The sequence below is a fragment of the Neolewinella marina genome (genome assembly GCF_002631205.1).
Taxonomy (GTDB): Bacteria; Bacteroidota; Bacteroidia; order Chitinophagales; family Saprospiraceae; genus Neolewinella; species Neolewinella marina.
The window spans coordinates 245,615-267,058 of the sequence record NZ_PDLO01000002.1 but is presented as its reverse complement, the minus strand read 5'-3'; the positions used below and the strand labels follow the sequence as shown (position 1 = coordinate 267,058).

Annotated in this window: 13 protein-coding genes; 10 read left to right on the top strand and 3 right to left on the bottom strand. The window is 62.0% G+C overall.

Annotated features, from left to right (window positions below):
- Window positions 1-217: 217 nt before the first annotated feature.
- Window positions 218-1,114: an aminotransferase class IV gene (locus CGL56_RS06515; protein ID WP_099105727.1), complete on the bottom strand. Its 897-nt coding sequence runs from the start codon at window positions 1,112-1,114 to the stop codon at window positions 218-220.
- A gap of 9 nt (window positions 1,115-1,123) precedes the next feature.
- Window positions 1,124-1,849: a sulfotransferase gene (locus CGL56_RS06510; protein ID WP_222837662.1), complete on the bottom strand. Its 726-nt coding sequence runs from the start codon at window positions 1,847-1,849 to the stop codon at window positions 1,124-1,126.
- A gap of 337 nt (window positions 1,850-2,186) precedes the next feature.
- Between CGL56_RS06510 and CGL56_RS06505 the strand changes: the two genes are divergently transcribed.
- From CGL56_RS06505 to CGL56_RS06465, 9 genes are all read left to right on the top strand, one after another.
- On the top strand, window positions 2,187-3,998 hold the full coding sequence (locus tag CGL56_RS06505; protein ID WP_099105725.1) for a UbiD family decarboxylase: 1,812 nt from the start codon (window positions 2,187-2,189) through the stop codon (window positions 3,996-3,998).
- A 310-nt stretch (window positions 3,999-4,308) separates the two neighbouring features.
- A complete protein-coding gene (locus CGL56_RS06500; protein WP_099105724.1) occupies window positions 4,309-5,922 on the top strand; it encodes a T9SS type A sorting domain-containing protein in 1,614 nt (537 codons plus the stop codon).
- Between the two features lie 226 nt (window positions 5,923-6,148).
- Entirely contained in the window at window positions 6,149-7,336 is a 1,188-nt protein-coding gene (locus tag CGL56_RS06495) for a molybdopterin molybdotransferase MoeA (protein WP_167641611.1), read from the top strand.
- An 11-nt stretch (window positions 7,337-7,347) separates the two neighbouring features.
- On the top strand, window positions 7,348-8,454 hold the full coding sequence (locus tag CGL56_RS06490) for an NTP transferase domain-containing protein (protein ID WP_167641612.1): 1,107 nt from the start codon (window positions 7,348-7,350) through the stop codon (window positions 8,452-8,454).
- Window positions 8,455-8,573: 119 nt separating this feature from the next.
- Window positions 8,574-9,176 carry a DUF4202 domain-containing protein gene (locus tag CGL56_RS06485; RefSeq protein ID WP_099105721.1) on the top strand — a complete coding sequence of 201 codons (603 nt, stop codon included), beginning with the start codon at window positions 8,574-8,576 and terminating at the stop codon, window positions 9,174-9,176.
- 3 nt (window positions 9,177-9,179) lie between these two features.
- Window positions 9,180-10,178, top strand: a complete 999-nt coding sequence (locus tag CGL56_RS06480) for a PAS domain-containing protein (protein ID WP_099105720.1) — start codon at window positions 9,180-9,182, stop codon at window positions 10,176-10,178.
- A gap of 87 nt (window positions 10,179-10,265) precedes the next feature.
- Window positions 10,266-11,351, top strand: coding sequence for a GNAT family N-acetyltransferase (locus CGL56_RS06475; RefSeq protein WP_099105719.1), 1,086 nt, complete (start codon window positions 10,266-10,268; stop codon window positions 11,349-11,351).
- A 37-nt stretch (window positions 11,352-11,388) separates the two neighbouring features.
- Window positions 11,389-12,189 carry an enoyl-ACP reductase FabI gene (locus CGL56_RS06470; RefSeq protein WP_099105718.1) on the top strand — a complete coding sequence of 267 codons (801 nt, stop codon included), beginning with the start codon at window positions 11,389-11,391 and terminating at the stop codon, window positions 12,187-12,189.
- Between the two features lie 94 nt (window positions 12,190-12,283).
- A complete protein-coding gene (locus CGL56_RS06465; protein ID WP_099105717.1) occupies window positions 12,284-14,263 on the top strand; it encodes a putative porin in 1,980 nt (659 codons plus the stop codon).
- A gap of 157 nt (window positions 14,264-14,420) precedes the next feature.
- Here CGL56_RS06465 and CGL56_RS06460 read toward each other — a convergent pair whose 3' ends face one another.
- On the bottom strand, window positions 14,421-15,683 hold the full coding sequence (locus CGL56_RS06460; protein ID WP_099105716.1) for an NAD(P)/FAD-dependent oxidoreductase: 1,263 nt from the start codon (window positions 15,681-15,683) through the stop codon (window positions 14,421-14,423).
- Between the two features lie 211 nt (window positions 15,684-15,894).
- Here CGL56_RS06460 and CGL56_RS06455 point away from each other — a divergent pair, with 211 nt between their 5' ends.
- Window positions 15,895-21,438, top strand: coding sequence for a DUF7619 domain-containing protein (locus tag CGL56_RS06455; RefSeq protein ID WP_099105715.1), 5,544 nt, complete (start codon window positions 15,895-15,897; stop codon window positions 21,436-21,438).
- The last annotated feature ends 6 nt before the right edge of the window (window positions 21,439-21,444 follow it).

The following is a 21,444-nucleotide window of genomic DNA, read 5'->3' as shown; positions in this document are numbered from 1 at the left end:
ATCTGCGGTAACAAAAAGCAACACTGGTGAAGCACCAGTACCGCTTCGCTTCCTGCGGAATCTTGCGGGTAGGTTCTCGCGGATTACACGGATTGGGTCGCAGATTTCTATGGGTAGTGGCCCACTTCTCAATTGTTGACTTCCACTCGGCGAGAGAGTACCGCCCCCGCGGACCGCCCACGCGCCGCGCAGACAGAATCCGCGGTAACAAAACGACCTACACCAGCCGCGTCCCCCCGGTAGCCGTAAGCTTGCGGAACAGCGACTGAATCCGTTCCAGCACCGACTCCCCGTGCTTGTTCACGATCTCCCGGCCGTCGATGGCGCTCACCCGGGTGAGTTCTCCCATGGTGCCGGTGGTGAAGACCTCGTCGGCGACGTAGAATTCGGTGGTCGACAGCCGGGCTTCCTCGCAGGGGATGCCGTGGTCGTGGCAGAGTTGCAGCACCGTGGCCCGGGTGATGCCGGGCAGGCAGTAGTCGGCCCAGGGCGTCCGCACCTTGCCGCGGCGGATGAGGAATACGTTTACGCCGTTGGCTTCCGCGACGAAGCCGTCCTTGTCGAGCATCAGGCCGGCGTCGGCCCCGGCGTGGTTGGCTTCGATCTTGGCCAGGATGTTGTTGATCAGGTTGTTGTGGTGCACCTTGCTGTCGATGCTCATGGCACTGTTGCGGCGCACCGAGCTGGTGGAGAGGGTGATTGAGGCCGGGTAAACCGGGGGCTTGTGTTCGGCCAGGACGATGAGGGTGCAGCCCCGCTGGTTGAGGCGGGGGTCCATACCGGAGGTGATCTTCTCGCCGCGGGTGAGGGTGAGCCGGATGTGGACGTCGTTGTGCATGTTATTCGCCTCCAGGGTTTGCCGGATGGCGTCGACTACGGTCTCCCGACTGGGGACGTTCTGGAACCACAGGGCGTGGGCGGAGTCGAACAGGCGGTCGAGGTGGGCGTCCAGGCTGAATACCCGGCCGTCGTAGACCCGCAGTCCCTCCCAGACGGCGTCGCCACCCTGTACGCTGCTGTCGAAGACGCTTACCCGGGCTTCCGAACGGGGCAGCAGCCGGCCGTCGATGTAAACCTGGATGTTTTCGTTGGCGGGGTTGAATCCTTGGAGCATGGGGAGGGATTAAAGGGCGTGTTGCAGCAGCCGCTGGTAGATGGGGTGGCACACCTCGGCTACCGTCGCGAGGTTGGGGGGGAGTTCGATGACTTTCTTCGGGCGGGGCTCGAATCCGGCGCTGCGGTGAACGCCGGCGTACCAGTGGTCGGCCCAGGCCCCGTCGTAGGGTTTGGGTCCGGGTTCCCACTGCAGCATGGCGGGGTCAAATGGCAGGTCGAGGCGGTCGCAGAGACGTTCTAGCACGCCCGGCGGATCGTCCAGCAGGCGGCCGGCGTCGACGACTGCGGTAAGGCTGCCCGTCACGGTAAGTCGGTTGAAGAGGTCGCCCTGCTGGGGCAGGCCCACGTCCGCGGCGGTCACCCGGTCGACCACCCGGCCGAAGGAGGCCAGGATCTCGTCGGGGTCGCGGATCAGCAGTACGTTGGACATGGCGTAAAGGAAGGCCGGATCCAGGTCCACCAGGTGGTGGGTCATCTGCTTGAACACCACGTTTTCGGTGCCGTAGTCGTGGTTTTTCAGTGTATCAACCACCCTGGCCCCGTCGTTCTCCTGGCTGGCTAGCACGGCTTCCCGGGCGGGGTGTTCGGCTTCCGTGGGCTGGTGGGTGAGGTAGTGGGCGTAGAGGGGTTCGTCGACTACCGTGGTATCCGGTCGCTGGGCGAAAGAATACATCAAGGCCGTACTAATATTACGCGGCGATGACCACAGGTTGATGCGTCGGCGGGTTCTCATGTCATGGGTAAGAAAGACAAGAAATTCAAGAAAAAAGAAAAGGGCAAGAAAAAGAAATGCTGCGAGAAGTACATCCGCAAGGGTAAGTATTGCAAGCGTTGCCCGCTGGCCCCGGATTAATCCGGCCGGTCCCCCGAAAACCGGTTTGTAAAACCACCGGCCAACCCCTAGTTTTGAAGCGACCTACAAACGTGTCAATACCACTACGGTGTGAATGAACAGGATTTTAATTCAGTGGTAATCCACCCCCAATCGACTACGGTTGGGGGTTTTCATTTTTTAGCGGTGCGCGCGGGGGTTCCGACAACCAAAGCCCCCGGCGGCCTATTTACCCACCATGTACGCTTCCCTTCGCGCCGCCGCCGCCGACCTTGAACGCACCGGTCAGCTCATCCGCATCTCCGAGACCGTCGACCCCGACCTGGAAATGGCCGAGATCCACCGTCAGGTGTTCGACCGCCGGGGGCCGGCCATCCTATTTGAGCGGGTGAAGGGCAGCCCCTTCCAGGCGATCTCCAACGTGTACGGCACCCCCGAGCGAACCGATTTCCTGTTCCGCAAAACCCTGCCCGCCGTTCAGAAGGTGGTGGAGCTCAAGGCCGATCCGGCCAGCTTCGCCAAGGATCCCCTGCGCTACGCGGGCAGCCCCCTCACGGCGCTGTCCGCCCTGCCGCGCCGGCACCTGCGCCCCGCCGTCAAATACGCCCGCACCACCATCGACCAGCTTCCCCTGGTTAAGTCGTGGCCCATGGACGGGGGCGCCTTCGTGACCCTGCCCCAGGTGTGTACCCTGCCACCGGGTAGTCGCAAGCCCATGGAAAGCAACATTGGCATGTACCGTATCCAGCTCACCGGCAACGACTACCGGCTCAATGAGGAGGTGGGCCTCCACTACCAGCTGCACCGCGGCATCGGCGTCCACCATACGGAATACAACCGCTCGGACGCCCCTTTCCGCTGCTCCGTCTTCGTGGGCGGCCCGCCGAGCCACGCCTTCAGTGCCATCATGCCGCTGCCGGAGGGGCTCAGTGAGATGACCTTCGCCGGCATGCTGGCCGGGCGCCGCTTCGGTTACGCCTGGGACCGCGACTGGCTGCTCTCCGCCGACGCCGATTTCGTCATTACCGGCACCATCCGCAAGGGAGAGAAGAAGCCGGAGGGCCCCTTCGGCGATCACCTGGGCTACTACTCCCTGGAGCACGATTTTCCGGTCATGGACGTGGAGGCCGTCTGGCACCGCAAGGACCCCCTGTGGCACTTCACCGTGGTGGGCCGCCCGCCGGCCGAGGATTCCAGCTTCGGCTACCTCATCCACAAGATCGTCAAGAAGCTTACGCCCGGGGAGTTCCCCGGCATCCGGCAGATCAACGCCGTGGACGAGGCCGGCGTCCACCCCCTGCTGCTGGCCATCGGTTCGGAGCGCTACATGCCCTTCCGCGAGCGGGTGCCGGAGGAGATCATCACCCAGGCCAACCGCATCCTGGGCAGTGGGCAGACGAGCCTGGCGAAGTACTGCCTGATCGCCGCCGACGAGGACGACCCCGCCCTGAACGCCGACGACCAGCCGGGCTTCTTTCGCCACCTGCTCGAGCGCTTTGACCCCACCCGCGACCTGCACTTCCAGACGCGGACCACCATTGATACCCTGGACTACTCGGGCTCGGGCTGGAACGCGGGTTCCAAGCTCATCTGGGCCTGCCGGGGGGATCGCCGGCGGGAGCTGTCCGCCACCGTGCCGGATGCCCTGGAACTGGCACCGGGCTTCGGGCGGCCGCGGGTGGTCGCTCCGGGTATTCTGGCCGTTCAAGGTCCCGCCTTCACCGAGGAAACCGGCTACGCTTCCCTGCAACCCTTCCTGCGGCAGCGCGCGGGTGCCGAGCTACTCGCCCGGGTGCCCTTGATTGTCGTGTGCGACGACAGCGAGTTTCTGGCGGCCAGCTTCGCCAATTTCGTCTGGGTCACCTTTACCCGCAGCAACCCCAGCCACGACGTCCACGGCGTGGATGCCTTCACCGAGCACAAGCACTGGGGCTGCCGTGGGCCAGTCGTGATCGACGCCCGCATAAAGCCATGGCATGCCCCCGGCCTGGTGCCCGACCCGGCCGTGCAGGAGCGGGCGGCGGCCATCGTGGACCGGTATTTGCCGTAGTGCGCCATCCTGATCGGAATAGGGTAGAAGCTGGACTGAAAAATTACTGGTGCCCACCTACATGCGATAATTACGCCGGCTGCAATAATGGCTCCGGCACTTGCATCGGGTCCCGGGTATCGTTGGTATTTTGACTTTACATGGTTAAGTTTGTGAGGGTACGCGGCCATTCGGTGGGCCGCCAGCGCAATGGCAGCAAGACTATTGTCGTCCGTTCGCGTACAAATAGTCGGTGCAGTTAGTACTGCAACCGCTCGGCCGTGGACCGTCCTTTAAGTTCCAGGGTAATACTCACCACCAACACCTTTGAATGAATTTTCATAAGACACTTTTCCTCACCTTTTTACTTATCGCCATGCTGCCCTCCGGGGTAAATGGCCAGCAAAGCGAAGACTACTTCGCGATCCAAGCCTGGTCTCCTGTGCCTGAACCCTATGTAGCCAACGCTACCGCCCTCGATCTCGGAGCGGATGGGGATCTGGACATTGTATACCCCAACCGCAATGAACTGACGGTGCTCGAAAACGACGGCGCCGGAAATTTTACCCAACGACCAGGCCTGCGCACCCTCGATCCGGACCTGCCGATTGATTGGCCCCGGGACCTTGCCGTGGCTGATTTCAATGGCGACGGGATTGATGACCTGTTTATCGCCGACCACGGTGACGAGCCCGCCGGTGTACCCTTTGAAGACTGGCCGGGGGGGCAGAGCCACCTTTTTCTGCAGACGGCGGAGGGGAAGCTGGTGGACGTTACGGCAGACCGCCTGCCCCGGGAAACTTCATTTACCCACGCGACCGCCGTCGGGGACGTCACTGGTGACGGAGCGCCGGACATTTTTCTTGCTAGTTACGTCAACATCGGTAGCCACCCGGAGGCACGCTTCTATATCAACGATGGGACGGGGCACTTCAGCTCGGAACCGTCACGCATTCCCCACCACCTGCGTCAAAACTACCCCTCCGCGGAGCTTGCCGACATTGATCTCGACGGGGACCTCGACCTCATTCTGGGGGGCAACCCGGTTCAGGCCCGCGATGCCCTCCTCCTGAATGACGGCAGCGGGCAGTTCAGCCTGGCCACCGAAACGGCCCTGCCGCTGCGCTTCGCCGATAGTGAAATTCCGGCGGGTGACTGGCGAAAGAGCGAGTGGGCCACGTGGAATATCGAGGCGGCCGACTTCAATGCCGACGGGTATCCCGATCTGGTCATGGGAACCTTGTTCGACCGGTCATCGACCCAACACCCGAACTCCAATCCAGGGCTCGAAACGCGGATCCAGCTCCTGCTTAACCAGCGGGACGGCACCTTTCGCGACGCCACGGAACTGGTGGACCAGGACCTGGCTGCCGTCGCGGGCTATAATTCACCCTGGGTACTGTTTTCGTACCCCACTGACCTTAACGACGACGGCTTTACCGACCTGGTCGTAAATGTCTGGAACGGGGGGACGCGTCTGTTCTACAATGACCGGGGCCAACGGTTTATCGACAAATCGGAACTAATCCCCCAGCTGGTTGATTCCTGGACCCTTGCCCTTCCCGGCGACTTTACCGGCGATGGGGCTATTGACCTGGCCGTGCTTGTCGACCGAGGGGAGGGACCGTACCTGGCCGTCAACAAGCAAGCTTTCAGTACGGCCGCAACCAACCCTGAGGGCCCCCAACTTTCCGCCTTGGAGGCCTTCCCCAACCCCGGTCGCTCGTCGACGACTATCCGGTATTCCGTGCAGTCACCCGGTAAGGTTACCATCGAGGTGTTTGACCTGCTCGGCCAAAGGGTTGCCACGCTTGCCGACGGCCGGCACGGGGCGGGGGAGCATAGTATCAGGCTCGCGGCGCCTGGACTGGCGGACGGCGAATACGTAGTGACAATGACCACCCAAACGGGCGTAAGTTCAGTACGGGTGTCTTTGGTACGTTAAGCCGGGATATGGCCGGAGACCAGGCGCGATATCGGCATCCAGGGTGAATCAACGGATGTGTAAGTGGTCCAGTCGGTAATTTCCGGGTTGATCGCTGCTACAGGCCGCCGACCGGACTGGCACCCAACAGGCAGTTGCAGGAATGGATTATTGCCATCGTAGACCGGTATTTGCCGTAGACCGCCGGTCTGGTCAACCCGCGGACAGGTACCGTCGTATATCTAGCATGATCAGTTATCCCGAAGCCCTATCTCGCGTGCTGCAGCAGTCCTTCGACTGGGGCGTGGAGCGCGTGGCCCTGTCCCGCTCCGGTGGCCGAGTACTGCGTCAGCGGGTATACGCCGACCGCGACCAGCCGCCTTTCGACCGGGTAGCCATGGACGGAATTGCCTACGACTACAGCGCCTACGCCGCCGGGCAGCGGCGCTTTCCGGTGGCCCACTTGGCCCCCGCGGGCCGCGCCCCCCGCCCCCTGGAAGACCCCGGCAAATGCGTGGAAGTGATGACGGGCGCGCCCCTCCCCCCCGGCACCACCACCGTGATCCGCTACGAAGACCTCCAACGGGAGGGGGAAGCTTTCCTGCTGCCCGACGGCCTGACCGACGGCAACAGCATTCACCGCCGCGGTAGCGACGCCCGGGCCGAAACCCTGATGATGGAACCCGGCCGGGTCATTGGTCCGGCGGAACTGGCGGTACTGGCTACCTACGGCGTCACCAAGGTGGCCGTAAGCCGGCGGCCCCGCGTGGCCATTGCCTCTACCGGCGATGAAGTAATCGATCCGGGCGTACCCCCCGAACCCCACCAGATCCGCAGTTCAAATGTCTACCAGCTCGCCGGACTCTTCCGCGCGGTGAGCATAGAGCCTACTCTCGGCCACCTGCCCGACGCCGCCGACCAGGGACAGGCCATCCTGAAGGCTCTGCTCAAGGACCATGACCTGCTGCTGCTCAGCGGCGGCGTATCCAAGGGCAAACTGGACCACGTACCCGACTGGCTCGCCGCGGCCGGGGTCGAGTGCCTCTTCCACCGGGTGGCCCAGCGCCCCGGCAAACCCCTCTGGGTAGGCCGCTCCACCGGAACGATGGTTTTCGCCCTGCCCGGCAACCCCGTTTCCAGCCTGGTCGGGGCGGTGGCCTACGTCGGCCCCTGGCTGCGCCGGCAACTGGGGCTGACCGAACCCCGCACCGAAGTCGCCCTCGCGGAGGCGGTTGAATTTGCCCCGGAACTGACGCTGTTTCGCGCGGTGAGGGTTTCTCCAGCTGGTGGGCGCTACCTTGCCCATCCCGTTACGAGTGGGGGGAGCGGTGATCTGGTCAGCCTGCTGCGGACCGACGGCTTTGCCGTATTGCCGCCCGACCGGACGGTCTTTTCCGCCGGAGAATGTTGCCCTTACCTGCCCCTGCGGCTTTAAGCCAGACTACCATGCACCAGAAACACCCCAAGATCGCCCGTCCCGCCCTGGGCCACTACGCCCGGACGGAATTTGCCTTCCTTGGATCCACCTGCGCCCGCATGGAAGCGATCATGCTGCGGTGGGCCGACGCCCTGTCGGACAGCTACCGTTGCCTCACCGTCACCGGTGAGCACCAGGAGCCCGAAGTCGCCACCGCCCTGCGCCACGACCGCAAGGCGTTCACCTCTCCCCGCCAGAACTGGAATGAGTTCGACGACCACCTGCTGGGCAGTACCTACGACCTGGCCCTCGTCAACGGCAACCATTACCCGGCCAGCCAGCAGATCGTCTTCGTGGATGCGGGCAAGGCCGGTACCCTCGAGCGCCGCCGCGAACAGGTGACCGACGTGCTGGCCGTGGTGTACGTAAGCGGAGAGCTGCCCGACTGGCTCCCGGCGGATGCCCCCGTTGTCCCCCTGGAGCGGGTAGACGACCTCCTGCCCCGGATCGCGGAAGCCCTGCAGCAGGCCATACCGCCCCTGAAGGCCCTGATTTTGGCTGGTGGGCGCAGCCAGCGAATGGGCGAGGACAAGAGCCAGATCGTGTACCGCAACGGGCAGAAGGAGGTGGACCGCCTCGCCGCCCTATGTGCCGATCTTAACATCCCCGCTTTTGTAGCGATCCGCGACGAAGGGGACAGTGGCCGCTTTTCTCAACCTACGGTCGCCGACCGCTTCCTAGGCCTGGGCCCGGCCGGAGCTATCGCGTCGGCCTTCCTCACCGACCCGGACGCCGCCTGGCTGATCCTGGCCTGCGACCTGCCGCTGCTGGAGGCACCCATCGTGCGTCGCCTGGTGGAGGCCCGCCGCCCCGACCGGGTGGCCACCGCCCTGCGCGGGGCCGGACGCGAATGGCCCGAACCCCTGGTGGCCATCTACGAACCCCGTGCCTACCAACGCTTGCTGCAATTCCTGGCGCTGGGCTACTCCTGTCCGCGCAAGCTCCTGATCAACAGCGACACGGCCGTTATCGACCTGGAAGACAATTTGCCGCTGACCAATGCCAACACCCCAGAAGACCGGGAACGGGTCCGGGACTTATTAGGAGATCCTTCTACCGGTAAAGTGGGTGGGTGACCCGAGGGCATTCTGAATCATACCAGGGGGGTACGCCAAGGCGTCGAAGATCACTGAGTTCGCCCGTCCGTAAAGGGAGTGATAACGTCGAATATTCCGATTCGCACTACCTTTCGCGAATGGATCAACCCGAACAGGGCTCACAACTGACAGCCGCCTTTGCCGCATTCGACCGCGCCAACGCCGCCGACCCACGACTGGTGGACGACGGTGGGGAGAAGGTGCCCTACGAGTTGTTGTACGCCCGCCGGATGACGGAGGAACTGAACCGCTTCGCACCGGATGCTTCCGTTGCCCTGCAACTTGCCGCCCGGGCTCAGCACCTGGAACGCTGGCGCAGCCCCCGGGAAGATTACCCCATGGACCGGGAGGGTTACCTGCGGTGGCGCACTGATCTGAAGCAGTTCCACGCCGCCCGGGCCCAAGAGATCCTGGCGGAAGTGGGCTACCCCCCGGAAGTGCAGGAGCGAGTGGCCTTCCTGCTACAGAAAAAGCGCCTGAAGCGCGACGCCGAGACCCAGACGCTGGAGGACGTGGTCTGTATCGTATTCCTGAAGCATTACGCCGCCGAATTCGCCGGTGAGCACCGCCACGGGAAGGTCATCGACATTCTTCACAAAACCCTGGGCAAGATGTCCGATCGGGGCCGGGCCGCCGCTCTGGAAGCCGAACTGCCGTCCGCCGTGCGGGGGATGGTTCTGGAAGCCATGGAAACCGAGTAGGGTATGGGTGAAAATCGCGTCTTCTCAAAACTCCGCAGCGCCCACCTGCTGGCGCTTGTGCTGATCGGCCTGGCCCTCGTCGGGGAGCTGCTCCTCGTCGACGGCTTTCTCGCCAACCAGAAAAAGGACGGTGAGATCATTAACGTGGCCGGCCGGCAGCGCATGCTCAGCCAGCGAATTGTAAAGGGGATTGCGATAAATCACCCGGAGGTAGAAGCCGACATCAGCGAATGGCAGGCGCGCCACGTGTGGCTGAAAGATGACCTGGAGGGTAATCCAGTACAACAAGATTTGCACGCCCTGGATAGCCTCGTCTACGCCCTTTCCCGCGCAGCACGGGACACCGCGGCGGGGGTGGAACAGGTCAACCTGCTGGCGGACGAGTTCCTCTCCGGGATGGACCGGATCGTCGATGAATTATCGGCCGCCGCAGCCGGCAAGGTGGATCGCGTGCAGACCCTCGACCGCTGGCTTACGGCCCTGACGCTCGGCCTGCTCCTGCTGGTGTTGTTGTTCATTTTTCCGCCGGTGGTCCGGCTGGTCCGCCGTCAATACGAGCACATAGACAGTGAACGCAGGGCCCAGGAAGCGGCGCGACATACGGCGGAGGAGGCGGTTGCCGAAAAGGAGGCCACCCTGCAGGAACTCTACGCCCTCTACGGCACCCTCGATAAGGTAACCCTGTACGCTTCCCTGAGTCGCGACGGTACGGTCGTTCATCTGAACAGGCAGTTTCGTGACCTGCTGGGCACGCCGGCTCCGGTCACCGGCCGCCCTTTCGCCGAAATCCTTAACCGGCAGGAAGAGCGACAGCTGCGGATGGCCGAGCTGCTGCAACAGGCATCCATTACACCCTGGCGGGGCCAATGGGCGGTAACCCTCGCATCCGGGGAGCAACGTTTCCTGGAGTTGTGTATCCTGCCCACCCGGCGCACCGGCGGGGAGGTCAACTTCATTGTGTTGGCGACCGACGTCACCGAGCAGCAGAAATCGGGGGAATAACCCGACAACCTTGGGGGACAATAAAACAATTTGGTTACTCCGCGGGGTTTATTTTTATAGCTCCGTTACCCGTTACCCCACCGCCCCTTGGCCACTCACATTATTCACCCCCGACAGTTTCTTGAGCCGGAAAACCTGGATGCCTTCCTGGAGCGGGGGTGGCGCCCCACGGGGCAGTCCATCTATACTTCCGATTACTTGCGGACGGACGACGACGAACTCCACGGTTGCCTGCAGATCCGCCTGCCGCTGGAAGGGTTCTCCTTTAAAAAACGTCACCGCAAATTGCTGCGGCGCAACAAGCAGCGGTTCCGACTGAGCTACGAGCAGGCTGGCCAGCCGGATGAGGAATTGTTGCGCGTCAACCGGCTGTACATGGCCGAGCACCCGGAAAAGACCCGCGAGGACCTGGAGTACAACGTCTTCAGCGAGGACGGGCAACAGGTACTGGATACCCGAGTGCTGCGCATCTATGACGGTGATCGCTTGGTTGCCTTCAGCTACTTTGACGTGGGCCGCCGGGTGATGTACACCAAGGCCGGCATCTACGATCCCGCCTACGCCGACGCCAGTCTGGGACTGTACACCATGCTGCTGGAAGTCGAGCTCGGACTGGAGGCCGGATTGGCGTACTACTATCCGGGCTACTATTCCCCGACCTTCTCCGCCTTCGACTACAAGCTGCGGCTGGGCCCGATGGAATACCGCGACATCCCCACCGGGCAGTGGCGCCCGCATTCACTGGCTCCGGGAGTGGCGCCCGCCGACCCCCTGGCCATCAACCGCGAACGGCTGCAGGAGGCCCAGCAAGCCCTGGCCACGGCCGGCGTGCGGGCCCAGTTCCGGGAATATCCTTCCTTCACCGGGCGGTTCCGTCCGGTACAGCAGGGCGAAAACATCATGCTCGACGCTCCCCAGCTCCTGCTCATCGGCCGCCCGCTGCCCCTGGAATTCTATTTCGTCCTCACCTACGACAACGAAGTGCAGCGGTACCGCTACGACGTAGTACGCACCGCAAATCTTTACGACATGCGGGTGCAGGTGCTCAGTAAAAAGGGGACCCCCCGCTTTACTACTCCCGTGGTGGTACACAACCGAATCCTGGAGTCGGACCTCCTTCCACTGATCGTCCGAAAAGTCTCTGAACGGGTAGACGGCAGTACCAAAGCCTAACCGTTACCTTTGGCGCTCATACGTAAACGAAAACCATATGAGCACCCAACTTCTTGCCGGCAAGCGCGGCGTCATCTTCGGAGCCCTCGATAACCAAAGCATCGCCTGGCAGGTCGCCGAGGTCTGTGCGGAGATGGGCGCTACCTTCACCCTCACCAATGCCCCCGTGGCCCTGCGTTTCGGCAGCCTCAACGAGTTGGCCGAGCGGCTGAACGCCGAGGTGATCCCGGCCGACGCCACCAGCATCGAAGACCTGGAAAATCTCTTCACCCGTTCCGAGGAGGTGCTGGGTGGCAAGATCGACTTCGTCCTTCACGCCATCGGGATGTCGCTCAACGTACGCAAGGGCAAGGAATACACCGACCTGAAGCACGACTGGATGCTGAAGACTTTCGACATCAGCGCCGTAAGCTTCCACAAGATGTGTCAGGTGCTCTACAAGGGCGATCATATGGCGGACTGGGGCAGCATCCTGGGCCTCACCTACATCGCCGCCCAGCGCACCTTCCCGGACTACAGCGAAATGGCCGAATCCAAGGCCCTGCTGGAAAGCTTCGCCCGCAGCTTCGGCTACCACTTCGGCGAGAAGAACCACGTACGGGTGAATACCATCAGCCAGTCGCCCACCATGACCACCGCCGGCAAGGGCGTCAAGGGCTTCACGGAGTTCTTCGACTACGCCGACAATATGTCGCCCCTCGGCAACGCCTCCGCCCGCGCCTGCGGGGAGTACTGCGCCACCCTGTTCAGCGACCTGACCCGCTACGTCACGATGCAGAACCTCTTCCACGACGGAGGATTCAGCAGCATGGGCATGAATCCCAAGGCGCTGAAGTAACCGCCAGGTCCGCCGCCGCCGCCCCCCCCCCCCGCTCACCCGTCGGATGGGGGCGGCGGCAGACGGATCGCGGCTGAATTTCGTTTAAATCCCCATGACCAGAATCCTGCGCCACAGTTCCCTGCTGCTCCTGCTGTTGTTGCTCGGCACCAGCGTCCGCGCCCAGATTCTGGATCCCAGCGATACCGGAGAACTGGACCCGGACGATCCGGATTACGACGCCGCCTCCGCCCGCCGTGGCCGGCCCCAGGACCAGCGTCTGGTCGCGCCGGATACCTTCGGGATTTTCCTCTACCGGGTCGACAATCCGAACCGCGAAACCCGCTTCTCCGACAGCCTGCTCAACGGCTTTCAGCAGTACGCCCCGGACCGGGCCGTGGACTTCGACTACGCCACCCTGGGACAGCTGGGGTCGGCAGCCTACCCCCTGCGCTACCGCCCGGAACACCGCCGCGGCCTGGAGGTAGGCTTCCGGCAGTTCGACCTGTACAAGGTGGACGCGGAAAACCTCGACTTCTACCGCCTCGAGCGACCCTTCACCTACTTGGAATACCTGCGCGGCAGCGAGCAGAATGACGGGTTGATAAACGCCCGGTTCAGTCGCAACTTCGCCGACGGGGTAAACCTCCTGCTGAACTACGAACGCATCTTTCAGGTCGGGGACCAGGACCAGTATCCGGGTGCCCGGGTACGCAATACCCACGTCGGGGTGGGGGTGTCCGTCCGTCCCCTGGGGAGCCGCTACAGCGGATTCTTCAGCTATGCGGCCAATACTTTTGAGGAGGAGCAGAACGGCGGCATTGCCAACTTCGGCGAGACGGAGGACTTCGGGGAGATCGACAACCTCGCCCAGCTGCGGCCCTTCCTGGCCAGTACCTATTTGCGACACGCTTACCGGGAGTTTGCCGCTACCCAGTACCTGCAGTTCGGGGCGGCTACCGATACCCTGACGGGGCGGGAGCGGCGGGCCTTCACCCTGAAGCACCAGTTTAAGGTCGACCGCCAGCAGTACCGCATGACGAGTGAGCGGACGGACACCGATACCAGCTTTTATCTCCTATACCCCGAGCTTGACTTTGACGCCCGCGGACTGCGCAACCGCATCACCCACGACCTGGTCAGTAACGAGGTGGGCTTCTCGACCTTCCGCCGCGGACAGTCGGCCAGCCGTGAGACCGTGCAGCGCGACGTCCTCGAGGCCAGCCTGACCCACCAGTGGCACCGGCTGGGGGGCGACCGCGGCGACAGTACCGTCAACTTCCTCCTGGCCAACGCCGGCGTCGGGCTGCGGCCCAGCGACCGCCTGCAGTTGTTCGTGGAGGGGCAGCTGAACCTCATCGGACAGATCGGCGACTACCGCGTAGCGGCCACCGGCGAACTCGATCTCGGCCGGGCCGGCAAACTGGAACTCGGGGCCGTCAACCAGCTCTATTCCCCCGACCTGGTCCAACGTACTTATTACCTCAACGACCGGATGCTTTACGACCGCGACTTCGGCAAGACGCTGGAGTTGCGGGTAGAAGGGGCCTACACCCTGCCTTTCGTGGGCGTACGCGCCGGACTGGCCTACAGCGTGCTCACGAACTACATCTATTTCGACGAGGCGGGCCTGCCCCAGCAGAGCAACGGACCCCACAGCATACTGCAGCTTACGGCAGAGCGCGATCTGGCCTTCGGCAGCTACCGGCTGGACAACCGGCTGCTGCTGCAACGGGCCGATGCGACCGTATTCCGCTTGCCAGAACTGTACGGTGAACACAGCCTGTATTACGCGGGAAAATGGTTTGGCGTACTGAATGTGAACCTGGGCGTGGACGTCCGCTATGCCTCGGGCTATCGGCCCTACTACTACAATCCGGTACTACAGCGTTTTCAGCTGCAGGAGCGGCAAGCGACAAATTTCTACGTACAGGTAGACCCCTTCTTCAGCCTGCGGGTCACCCGGTTTCGATTTTTTGTCCGCTACATCCAGGCGCAGACCCTGATCAACGACCAGTTATTGTACCTGACGGCCCAGCACCCGTATCCGGACGCTGCCCTGCGACTGGGCGCCAGCTGGCGGCTGCTCGACTAGGGGCAAAAAAAAGAACCTCCTGACCCGCATAATGGGGTCGGAGGCTCACTTTACACTCACTAGTATATATGAAACTTAATCAACTACCTGCCTAACTACGGCAGAATGCTTTTTGTTACAAAAGCGCACAGTTTTTTTGATCTCTTTAACATTTTTCTTATTTGCGGACGATGGCCGGTAATTTCCCCGTCTTGGTACGGAACATTTTCCACCAGAAGCCCGGCTTAACCAACTGCTTGCGCAATTCGAAGTCGGTGTACATTCTACAGAGTAGTTCGATGACCTTAGGGTTGGCCGCGACGATGCCGGTAAGGAAATTTGTTATCCATTTATACTGCATAATCTGCTGCAGGCGGTAGCTCAGCCGGAGTTCGGTGCGCAGTACCCGTTCGATCCGCACGTCGTAGGCCGCCAGGAAAGCCGCGTCGAAGCGGTTTTCCGCCACGCACTTCTCGGCCAGCTCCGCGGCGATAAAGCCTGAATAGACGGCATTCCCGATCCCTTCCCCGGTGAGGGGGTCGATGAGGTGACCGGCATCACCCGTAAGCAGGTAATGGTCGCCCGAGAGGGTGCGGTCCTTGGAACCCAGGGGCAGTCCGTACCCCACCGTGGGGGTGATCTGCTCCGCGCCGCGGAAGCGGTCGCGGAACTGCTCCGAGGCCACGATGGCGTCGAGTTCCCGGCGCAGGTTGAGTCCCTTCTTCTTCACGATGTCGGAGCGCATGCCGAGTCCCACGTTGGCCTCCCCGTTCGGCAGGGGAAAGATCCAGAAGTAACCGGGGTTATAGTCGTCCAGGAAGTGGAGTTCGATGAAGTTGTCCGGGTGAAAGCCCGTCACGCCCCGGTAGTAGGCCCGCACGGCGGCGGCGTGGTGGTCCTTGTCGGTGTCGAGGCCTGCTTCGTGGCGGCTGAACTTGCTATGGGCCCCGCTGCCGTCGATGAGGAGCTGGCAGTCCCACGTCTCTCCGCTTTTAGCCCGCAGGTGGTAGCCTTGCCCGTTGCGTTCGGTAGCGACGATCTCCGTTTCCAGTCGCAGGTCGATGTCGGGCCGGCGGCGCACTTCCTCGATCAGGAAGGCATCGAAGTCGATGCGCTTGCTCACGTAGCCCGGAGCCTCGTCGGGAATGCGTTCGTAACCCACCTTAAAGGGCAGTTCGATGAGTTTGCGGCTGGGGGGGTAAAAGCGGATGCCCCACACGTCGGCCGGGGTGAAGCGGCGGCGGAAGCGGTCCATGATGGCCGGATCCAGGCGGTTGAGCAGGGTGGGGACCTTGCCGGAAATCGCATCGCCGCACACCTTGTCGCGTGGGAAGGAGGCCTTGTCGATGAGGACGCTGGGGATGCCCAGGTAAGAAAGCCGCAGGGCGGTGGCGGCACCGGCGGGCCCGGCACCAACGATCACGATGGGGGTTGAAGACATGGCGGCAAAGGTAAGCCAGGGCGGTGGGGAGTGCGGGCATTCCGTGGGGGCGCGGCCGCGGGTGCCGGGGTAATAGGTACATCCAACCAAAATATCCGGGGAAAACTTGTGTAGTCCCTTAAAAACCCGGAATTTATAGAGGCTGCATATGCTTCCTGACCGGTGGTATTTGGGTAGGAAGTGCGCAGCGCGCTTACGAACACTATGAGAAATGGTCAGGAAAATCAACTCCCTGGTCCGTAACTGCCTCTTGGCAGCCTTCACGGTCCTTCCCCTAATTGCCTTTGGACAGGTAGAAACCGAGCCCAATAACAGCCTGAATGCCGCGGATGATCTCGCGGCTGCATCGTCGCTGCTGGGTACCGTGGGCTGCTCTGCCGTCGATCGCGACGATTACTTCACCACGGAACTTCCCGGTGACGGGACGGTCCGCCTGCGGGTTACGTATACGAACACCAGCGGGAATGCGGGTGCGGATGCCGTAGCCTACGTCTACGACGCCAACGGCAGTCTGCTGGCCAGCCAGGCGCGCAACAACGTAGCCATCGGGGCCACGGTCACGGATACGATCTACGCCTACTCCCGGGCCAAGGGAAAAATGTACTTCCGGCTTAATTCCACCTTTTGCTTCGGCTATACCGTCAGTTACGATCTGCTGCCGCCGCCAACGGATGCAGATCCCGAACCGAACGACGACCGGTCTACCGCTGCCCCCGTGGCCCACCGGGAAGTCACGGAAGGGCGCATCGGTTACCTCAGTGGCTCGGGACAGGACAGGGAGGATTACTACCGGGCGATACTGCCCGACGACGGCACGGTACAGCTGACGATCACCTACGACAACACCAGCAATAATCCGGGCGCCGATGCCTCGGCCTACATCTACGACGGAGACGGCACCCTGCTGACCTCCCTGGCCACCAACAACGTAGGAGCGGGAAGTCAACAAACCGCCACCCTTACGGCCTACGGCCGGGGAAAGGATACGGTCTATTTCCGCGTGTACTCCACCTTCAGCTTCGGCTATACCCTCGAATACGAGCTGCTGCCCCCGCCCACCGCCGGCGACCCGGAGCCGAACGACCGGCGGGAAACGGCGGCCGCCCTGCCACTCTCCACCCTCACCGAGGGGCGCATCGGCTACCTGTACGCGACTACCCAGGACCGGGAGGACTACTTCAAGACCACACTTTCGGACGATGGCACGGTACGGCTGATCGTCACCTACCTCAACACCAGCAACAATTCCGGTGCCGACGCCTCAGCCTACATCTACGCCGCCAATGGTACGCTGCTGCGCTCCAGCGCGACGAACAACGTGGCCGCCGGCGACAGCAGAACCGACACCCTCTACGCCCCCGGGCGGGCGCAGGATGTCGTGTATTTCCGCATCTATTCCACCTTCAGCTTCGGCTACCGCCTGCGGGTGGATGTGCTGGAGCCGGAAACCGGCGGCGACCAGGAGCCCAACGACGATCGGGCCACCGCGGCATTGCTGCCCTATAACCAGGAGACGGAGGGCCGCATTGGCTTCAGTAGCGGCACCGGACAGGACCGGGAGGATTACTTCCGGGCGGTATTGCCGGACGATGGTACGGTGAAACTATCCGTCACCTACCTCAACGAAAGCGGCAACCCCGGGGCGGACGCTTCGGCCTACATCTACGACGGCGACGGCACCCTGCTGACGAGCGTGGCTACCAACAACGTTCCGGCCAGCGGGCAGGAGTCCGCCACCCTCTATGCCTACGGGCGCGCAAGGGATACTATGTATTTCCGCATTTACTCGACCTTCAGCTTTGGCTACAGGGTCACCTACGAAGTCCTGCCGCCGCCTACCGAGCCCGACCCCGAGCCCAACAACGACCGCTTCAACGCCTCGCCGATTGCTCACCGGGCGGCGACGGAGGGCCGCATTGGTTATTCAGATGCGACTTCCCAGGACCGGGAGGACTTCTACCAGGCCATCCTGCCCGACGACGGCTCGGTGCGCCTGACCATCACCTACGAGAACACAAGTAACAACCCCGGCGCGGATGCTTCAGCCTACATCTACGACGGTGACGGTACCCTGCTCACCAGCGCCGCGTCGAATAATGTAGCGGTGGACGGCAAGGCTACGGCTACCCTCATCGCCCACTGCCGGGCGCGGGATACCATCTACTTCCGCGTGTATTCCACCTTCAGCTTCGGCTACACCCTGGAGTATGAGCTGCTGCCCCCGCCGACTGCCGGCAACACAGAACCCAATGACACCCGGGAGCAGGCGGCCCCCATCCCCTACAACGAGAAAATTGAAGGCCGCATCGGCTACCTGACCGCCACCACCCAAGACCGGGAAGACTACTTCCAGGCGGTGCTGCCCGATGATGGTGCCGTACGGCTGATGGTCACCTACCACAACACCAGCGACAACGGAGGCGCCGATGCCTCAGCCTACATCTACGCAAAAAGCGGCACCCTCCTCACCAGCCGGGCCAACAACAACCAGCCGGTTACGGGGACCCGGACCGATACGCTATTCGCCTACGGGCGGGCGCGGGACACCGTTTTTTTCCGCATCTACTCCACCTTCTGTTTTGGATATGAACTGAAGTACGACCTGATCGAACCGCGCTTCGGGCCGGATCCGGAACCAAACAACACCAGGATGGAGGGAGCACCCGTCGGGAATTCCTTCGTGGGCCGGGTTGGTTTCCTCGGAGAAACTCAGGACCGGGAAGATTATTTCCGGCTCCAGAACGCGGACTTGGCTTCCTTCATGATCCACCTGGATTACGAGAACGAGAGCAACAATACCGGGGCAGACCTCTTCGTCCACCTCTACAACGGCCAGGGACGCATACTGAGGACGTTCCCCCTTATCAACCAACCGCTCGGTCCCCAACGCACCACCCTCGAGGTGGAGTGCCTCGATCCTGATGAAGTATACCTGCGGATCTCTTCCTCCTTCGCCTTCTCCTACCGGGTGCGGCTGGAGGTTATTGCCGAGCAGCCCCACGCGGAAATCGAGTACTCCCGCTTCGGCAACCGCTTCGCCTTCGTGGCCAACAGCCGGCGGGCGGAATCTATTCTGTGGGACTTCGACGACGGCAGCAGCAGTACCCAGCGCTACCCGGTACGGGAGTTTCCGATCGGGGTGTACGACGTCACCCTCGCGGCGACCAACGAAGCCTGCGAAGAAACGGTGGTGACTACCGAGCAAATCCAGGTTACGGGGATTGAGTCGTATACGCCGCACTCCGCATCGATGTACGTGCCCAGCGGCTTCTTTGCCATTCGGGTATTCGGCGCCGGTTTCGGTGAAGGAACCGAAGTATCGCTTTCACGCGCAGGGGCCACTGTTGCTGCCGACCGGATTGGAATACCATCACCCGCCGAGCTTACGGCCATATTCCGCTTTGATCAGGCAGGCCCTGGTACCTATGACCTGCGCATCAAACTGGGCAACGGCGAGACCTTCGACTTTCCCAACGGGTTCACCATCATTCAGGATGATATTGATGAAGAAGTTGACCTGGACGTTGATATCTCCGGGCCGGCCAACATTCGAACCAACCGCTGGGCGAATTTCAGCCTGATGGTCACCAACAACCGGTCGAGGCTGGCCAATGGAGTAGTTGCCTGCATTGTCACGCCGCGAAACGTGGAGACGGACCTGATGGACATCGTCAAACGACGCTCCGGAAAGCTGCTGATCAAGGGTGATATGTGGAACCGGCTGACGATTGACCGCGAAGACTTTAATGAGGTATACTTCGACGGGGAGTTTGATCCGGACGTGGATACGGTGGAGGTAGATTACAACAGCGTCTACAACCACCTGGAAACCTATATGAAGGTAGATATTGACACCCTTTACGGCGACCCTTTCCGGGGGACGCTGCATATGCTTTACATCCCCCTGGTGCGGGGAAATGAAACCCGGCAGGTAACCTTCAAAATGCGGAGCCCAACGAGTCAGTCGCTTACGCTGGCAGGCTATGCCCTGCCCTTTACAATCCGGAACAACCCCATTAGCGGAGAAACCCTGGACTGGATACACGAAGGCGGAACCCAAGCCGCTGCCCTGGCCGGTGCCGCACCCCATCCCTGGCTGAAGGCCCTTGGCAAGGCAGCCGGGTATGTTGATATAGGATCCCAGATCGTATTCGCGGAAGGGGTCGATCTGTACTACGGGACCAATACGGCGGACGCGGAGTTCTACGCCAAGCAGGGCGTATCCCTTGGCGCGGAAGTATTCAATAACCACGGTCCCCAGTTCAAAAAAGGAAGTACGGGGGCCCAGGAGCGGGCGCTAGACTTTAATAAGCAAGCCAACCACTATGCCACGAATGCCAAGGTGGTGGAACGGCAGCTGAAGATTGGCAAGTTCCGCGAGGGAATGCAACAAGAACTTACCGACAAACTCAATCGCTACAAGAATGAAGTGGCCCGCCTGCGCGAGGCGGGGGCCACGGAGGAAGCCATTGATCTGGCAACCCTGGAATTTAAAAACTGGGCAAAGGGCCGCGGTATCGATATTACCAGCCGGGGAATTCAGTCGTTAATTGATTTTCCGGATGATACGGACGACAACCGGCCGAAACGGATCAACCGCCGGCGGGTACGATCCATCACCTCCCGCGATCCGAACGCCATCTACGGAGAAACGGGAATGGGCGACCGGCAATATATCCGCGGGGATGAGGTCCTGTCCTATTTCGTGGCCTTCGAAAACGTAGACACTGCCGAAGCACCCGCCCAGATCGTACGGGTAGAAGTCGCCCTGGATACCACCAAATTTGACTGGCGTACAACCACCCTCGGCCACGTCACCTTCGGCGGTAACACCTACTTCCTGGAGGAGTCGCGCCAGGAGTACTGGAGAGACATCGACCTGCGGCCAGCACAGAATCTGGTGGTCCGGGTCAACGCGAAACTGGATACCCTTACCGGGCGGTTATCCTGGCAGTTCACCTCGCTCGATCCCGATACCGGGGGGTTGCCGGCTGATGCCCTGGCGGGCTTTCTGCCTCCCAACAAGAATTCCCCGGAAGGGGAGGGGGGGCTTACCTTCTCCTCCCGGCTCCTGCCCGGAGTGACCAACAACGACAGCATCGGGGCCCAGGCATTGATTTACTTTGACGACAATGATCCCATTGCTACCAATGTGTGGACGAACCGGATCGACGCGGCCGGGCCCGTATCCGAACTGGAACCATCTTACGTAGAAGTGAATGATACCACCATTCGCATCCGGTACGCTGCGGTGGACGAAGAGAGTGGGGTAGAGAACTACTTTCTCCGCTTCCGGCGGGAGGGTGATGCCTGGACAGAGGCGGCAATCCCCCTCGAAGCAGATGGAGAAACCGAAGTCTTCGCGGACAACAATTATGCCTACGAATTTTACGTCGTGGCCCAGGATTCGGTCGGCAACCGCGAATCGAAGGAGCCGCGGGCCGAACTCTCCGTCACCCTGGGTACGGTTGCCGTAGCTGAAACGGGGCTTGACGAAATCGGAATATCCGTTTTCCCCAATCCCGCAGCCGAGGGGCACGTCTACCTGAAAAGCGAAGAAACCGTGCGCGGGGCCCGCATCGTCTTACTTGACCCCGTGGGGCGGATGGTTCGAGAATATCGCCTCGACCTGATGGCCGAACTTCCCCAACCCCTCCGGCTGGGTCGGCTGGGCCGTGGGGTGTATACTTTGTGGGTAACTACTCCAGAGGGGCGTCGCTGGGCACGACAGGTTTGGGTGCAGGGGATGCCCTGATCAGGC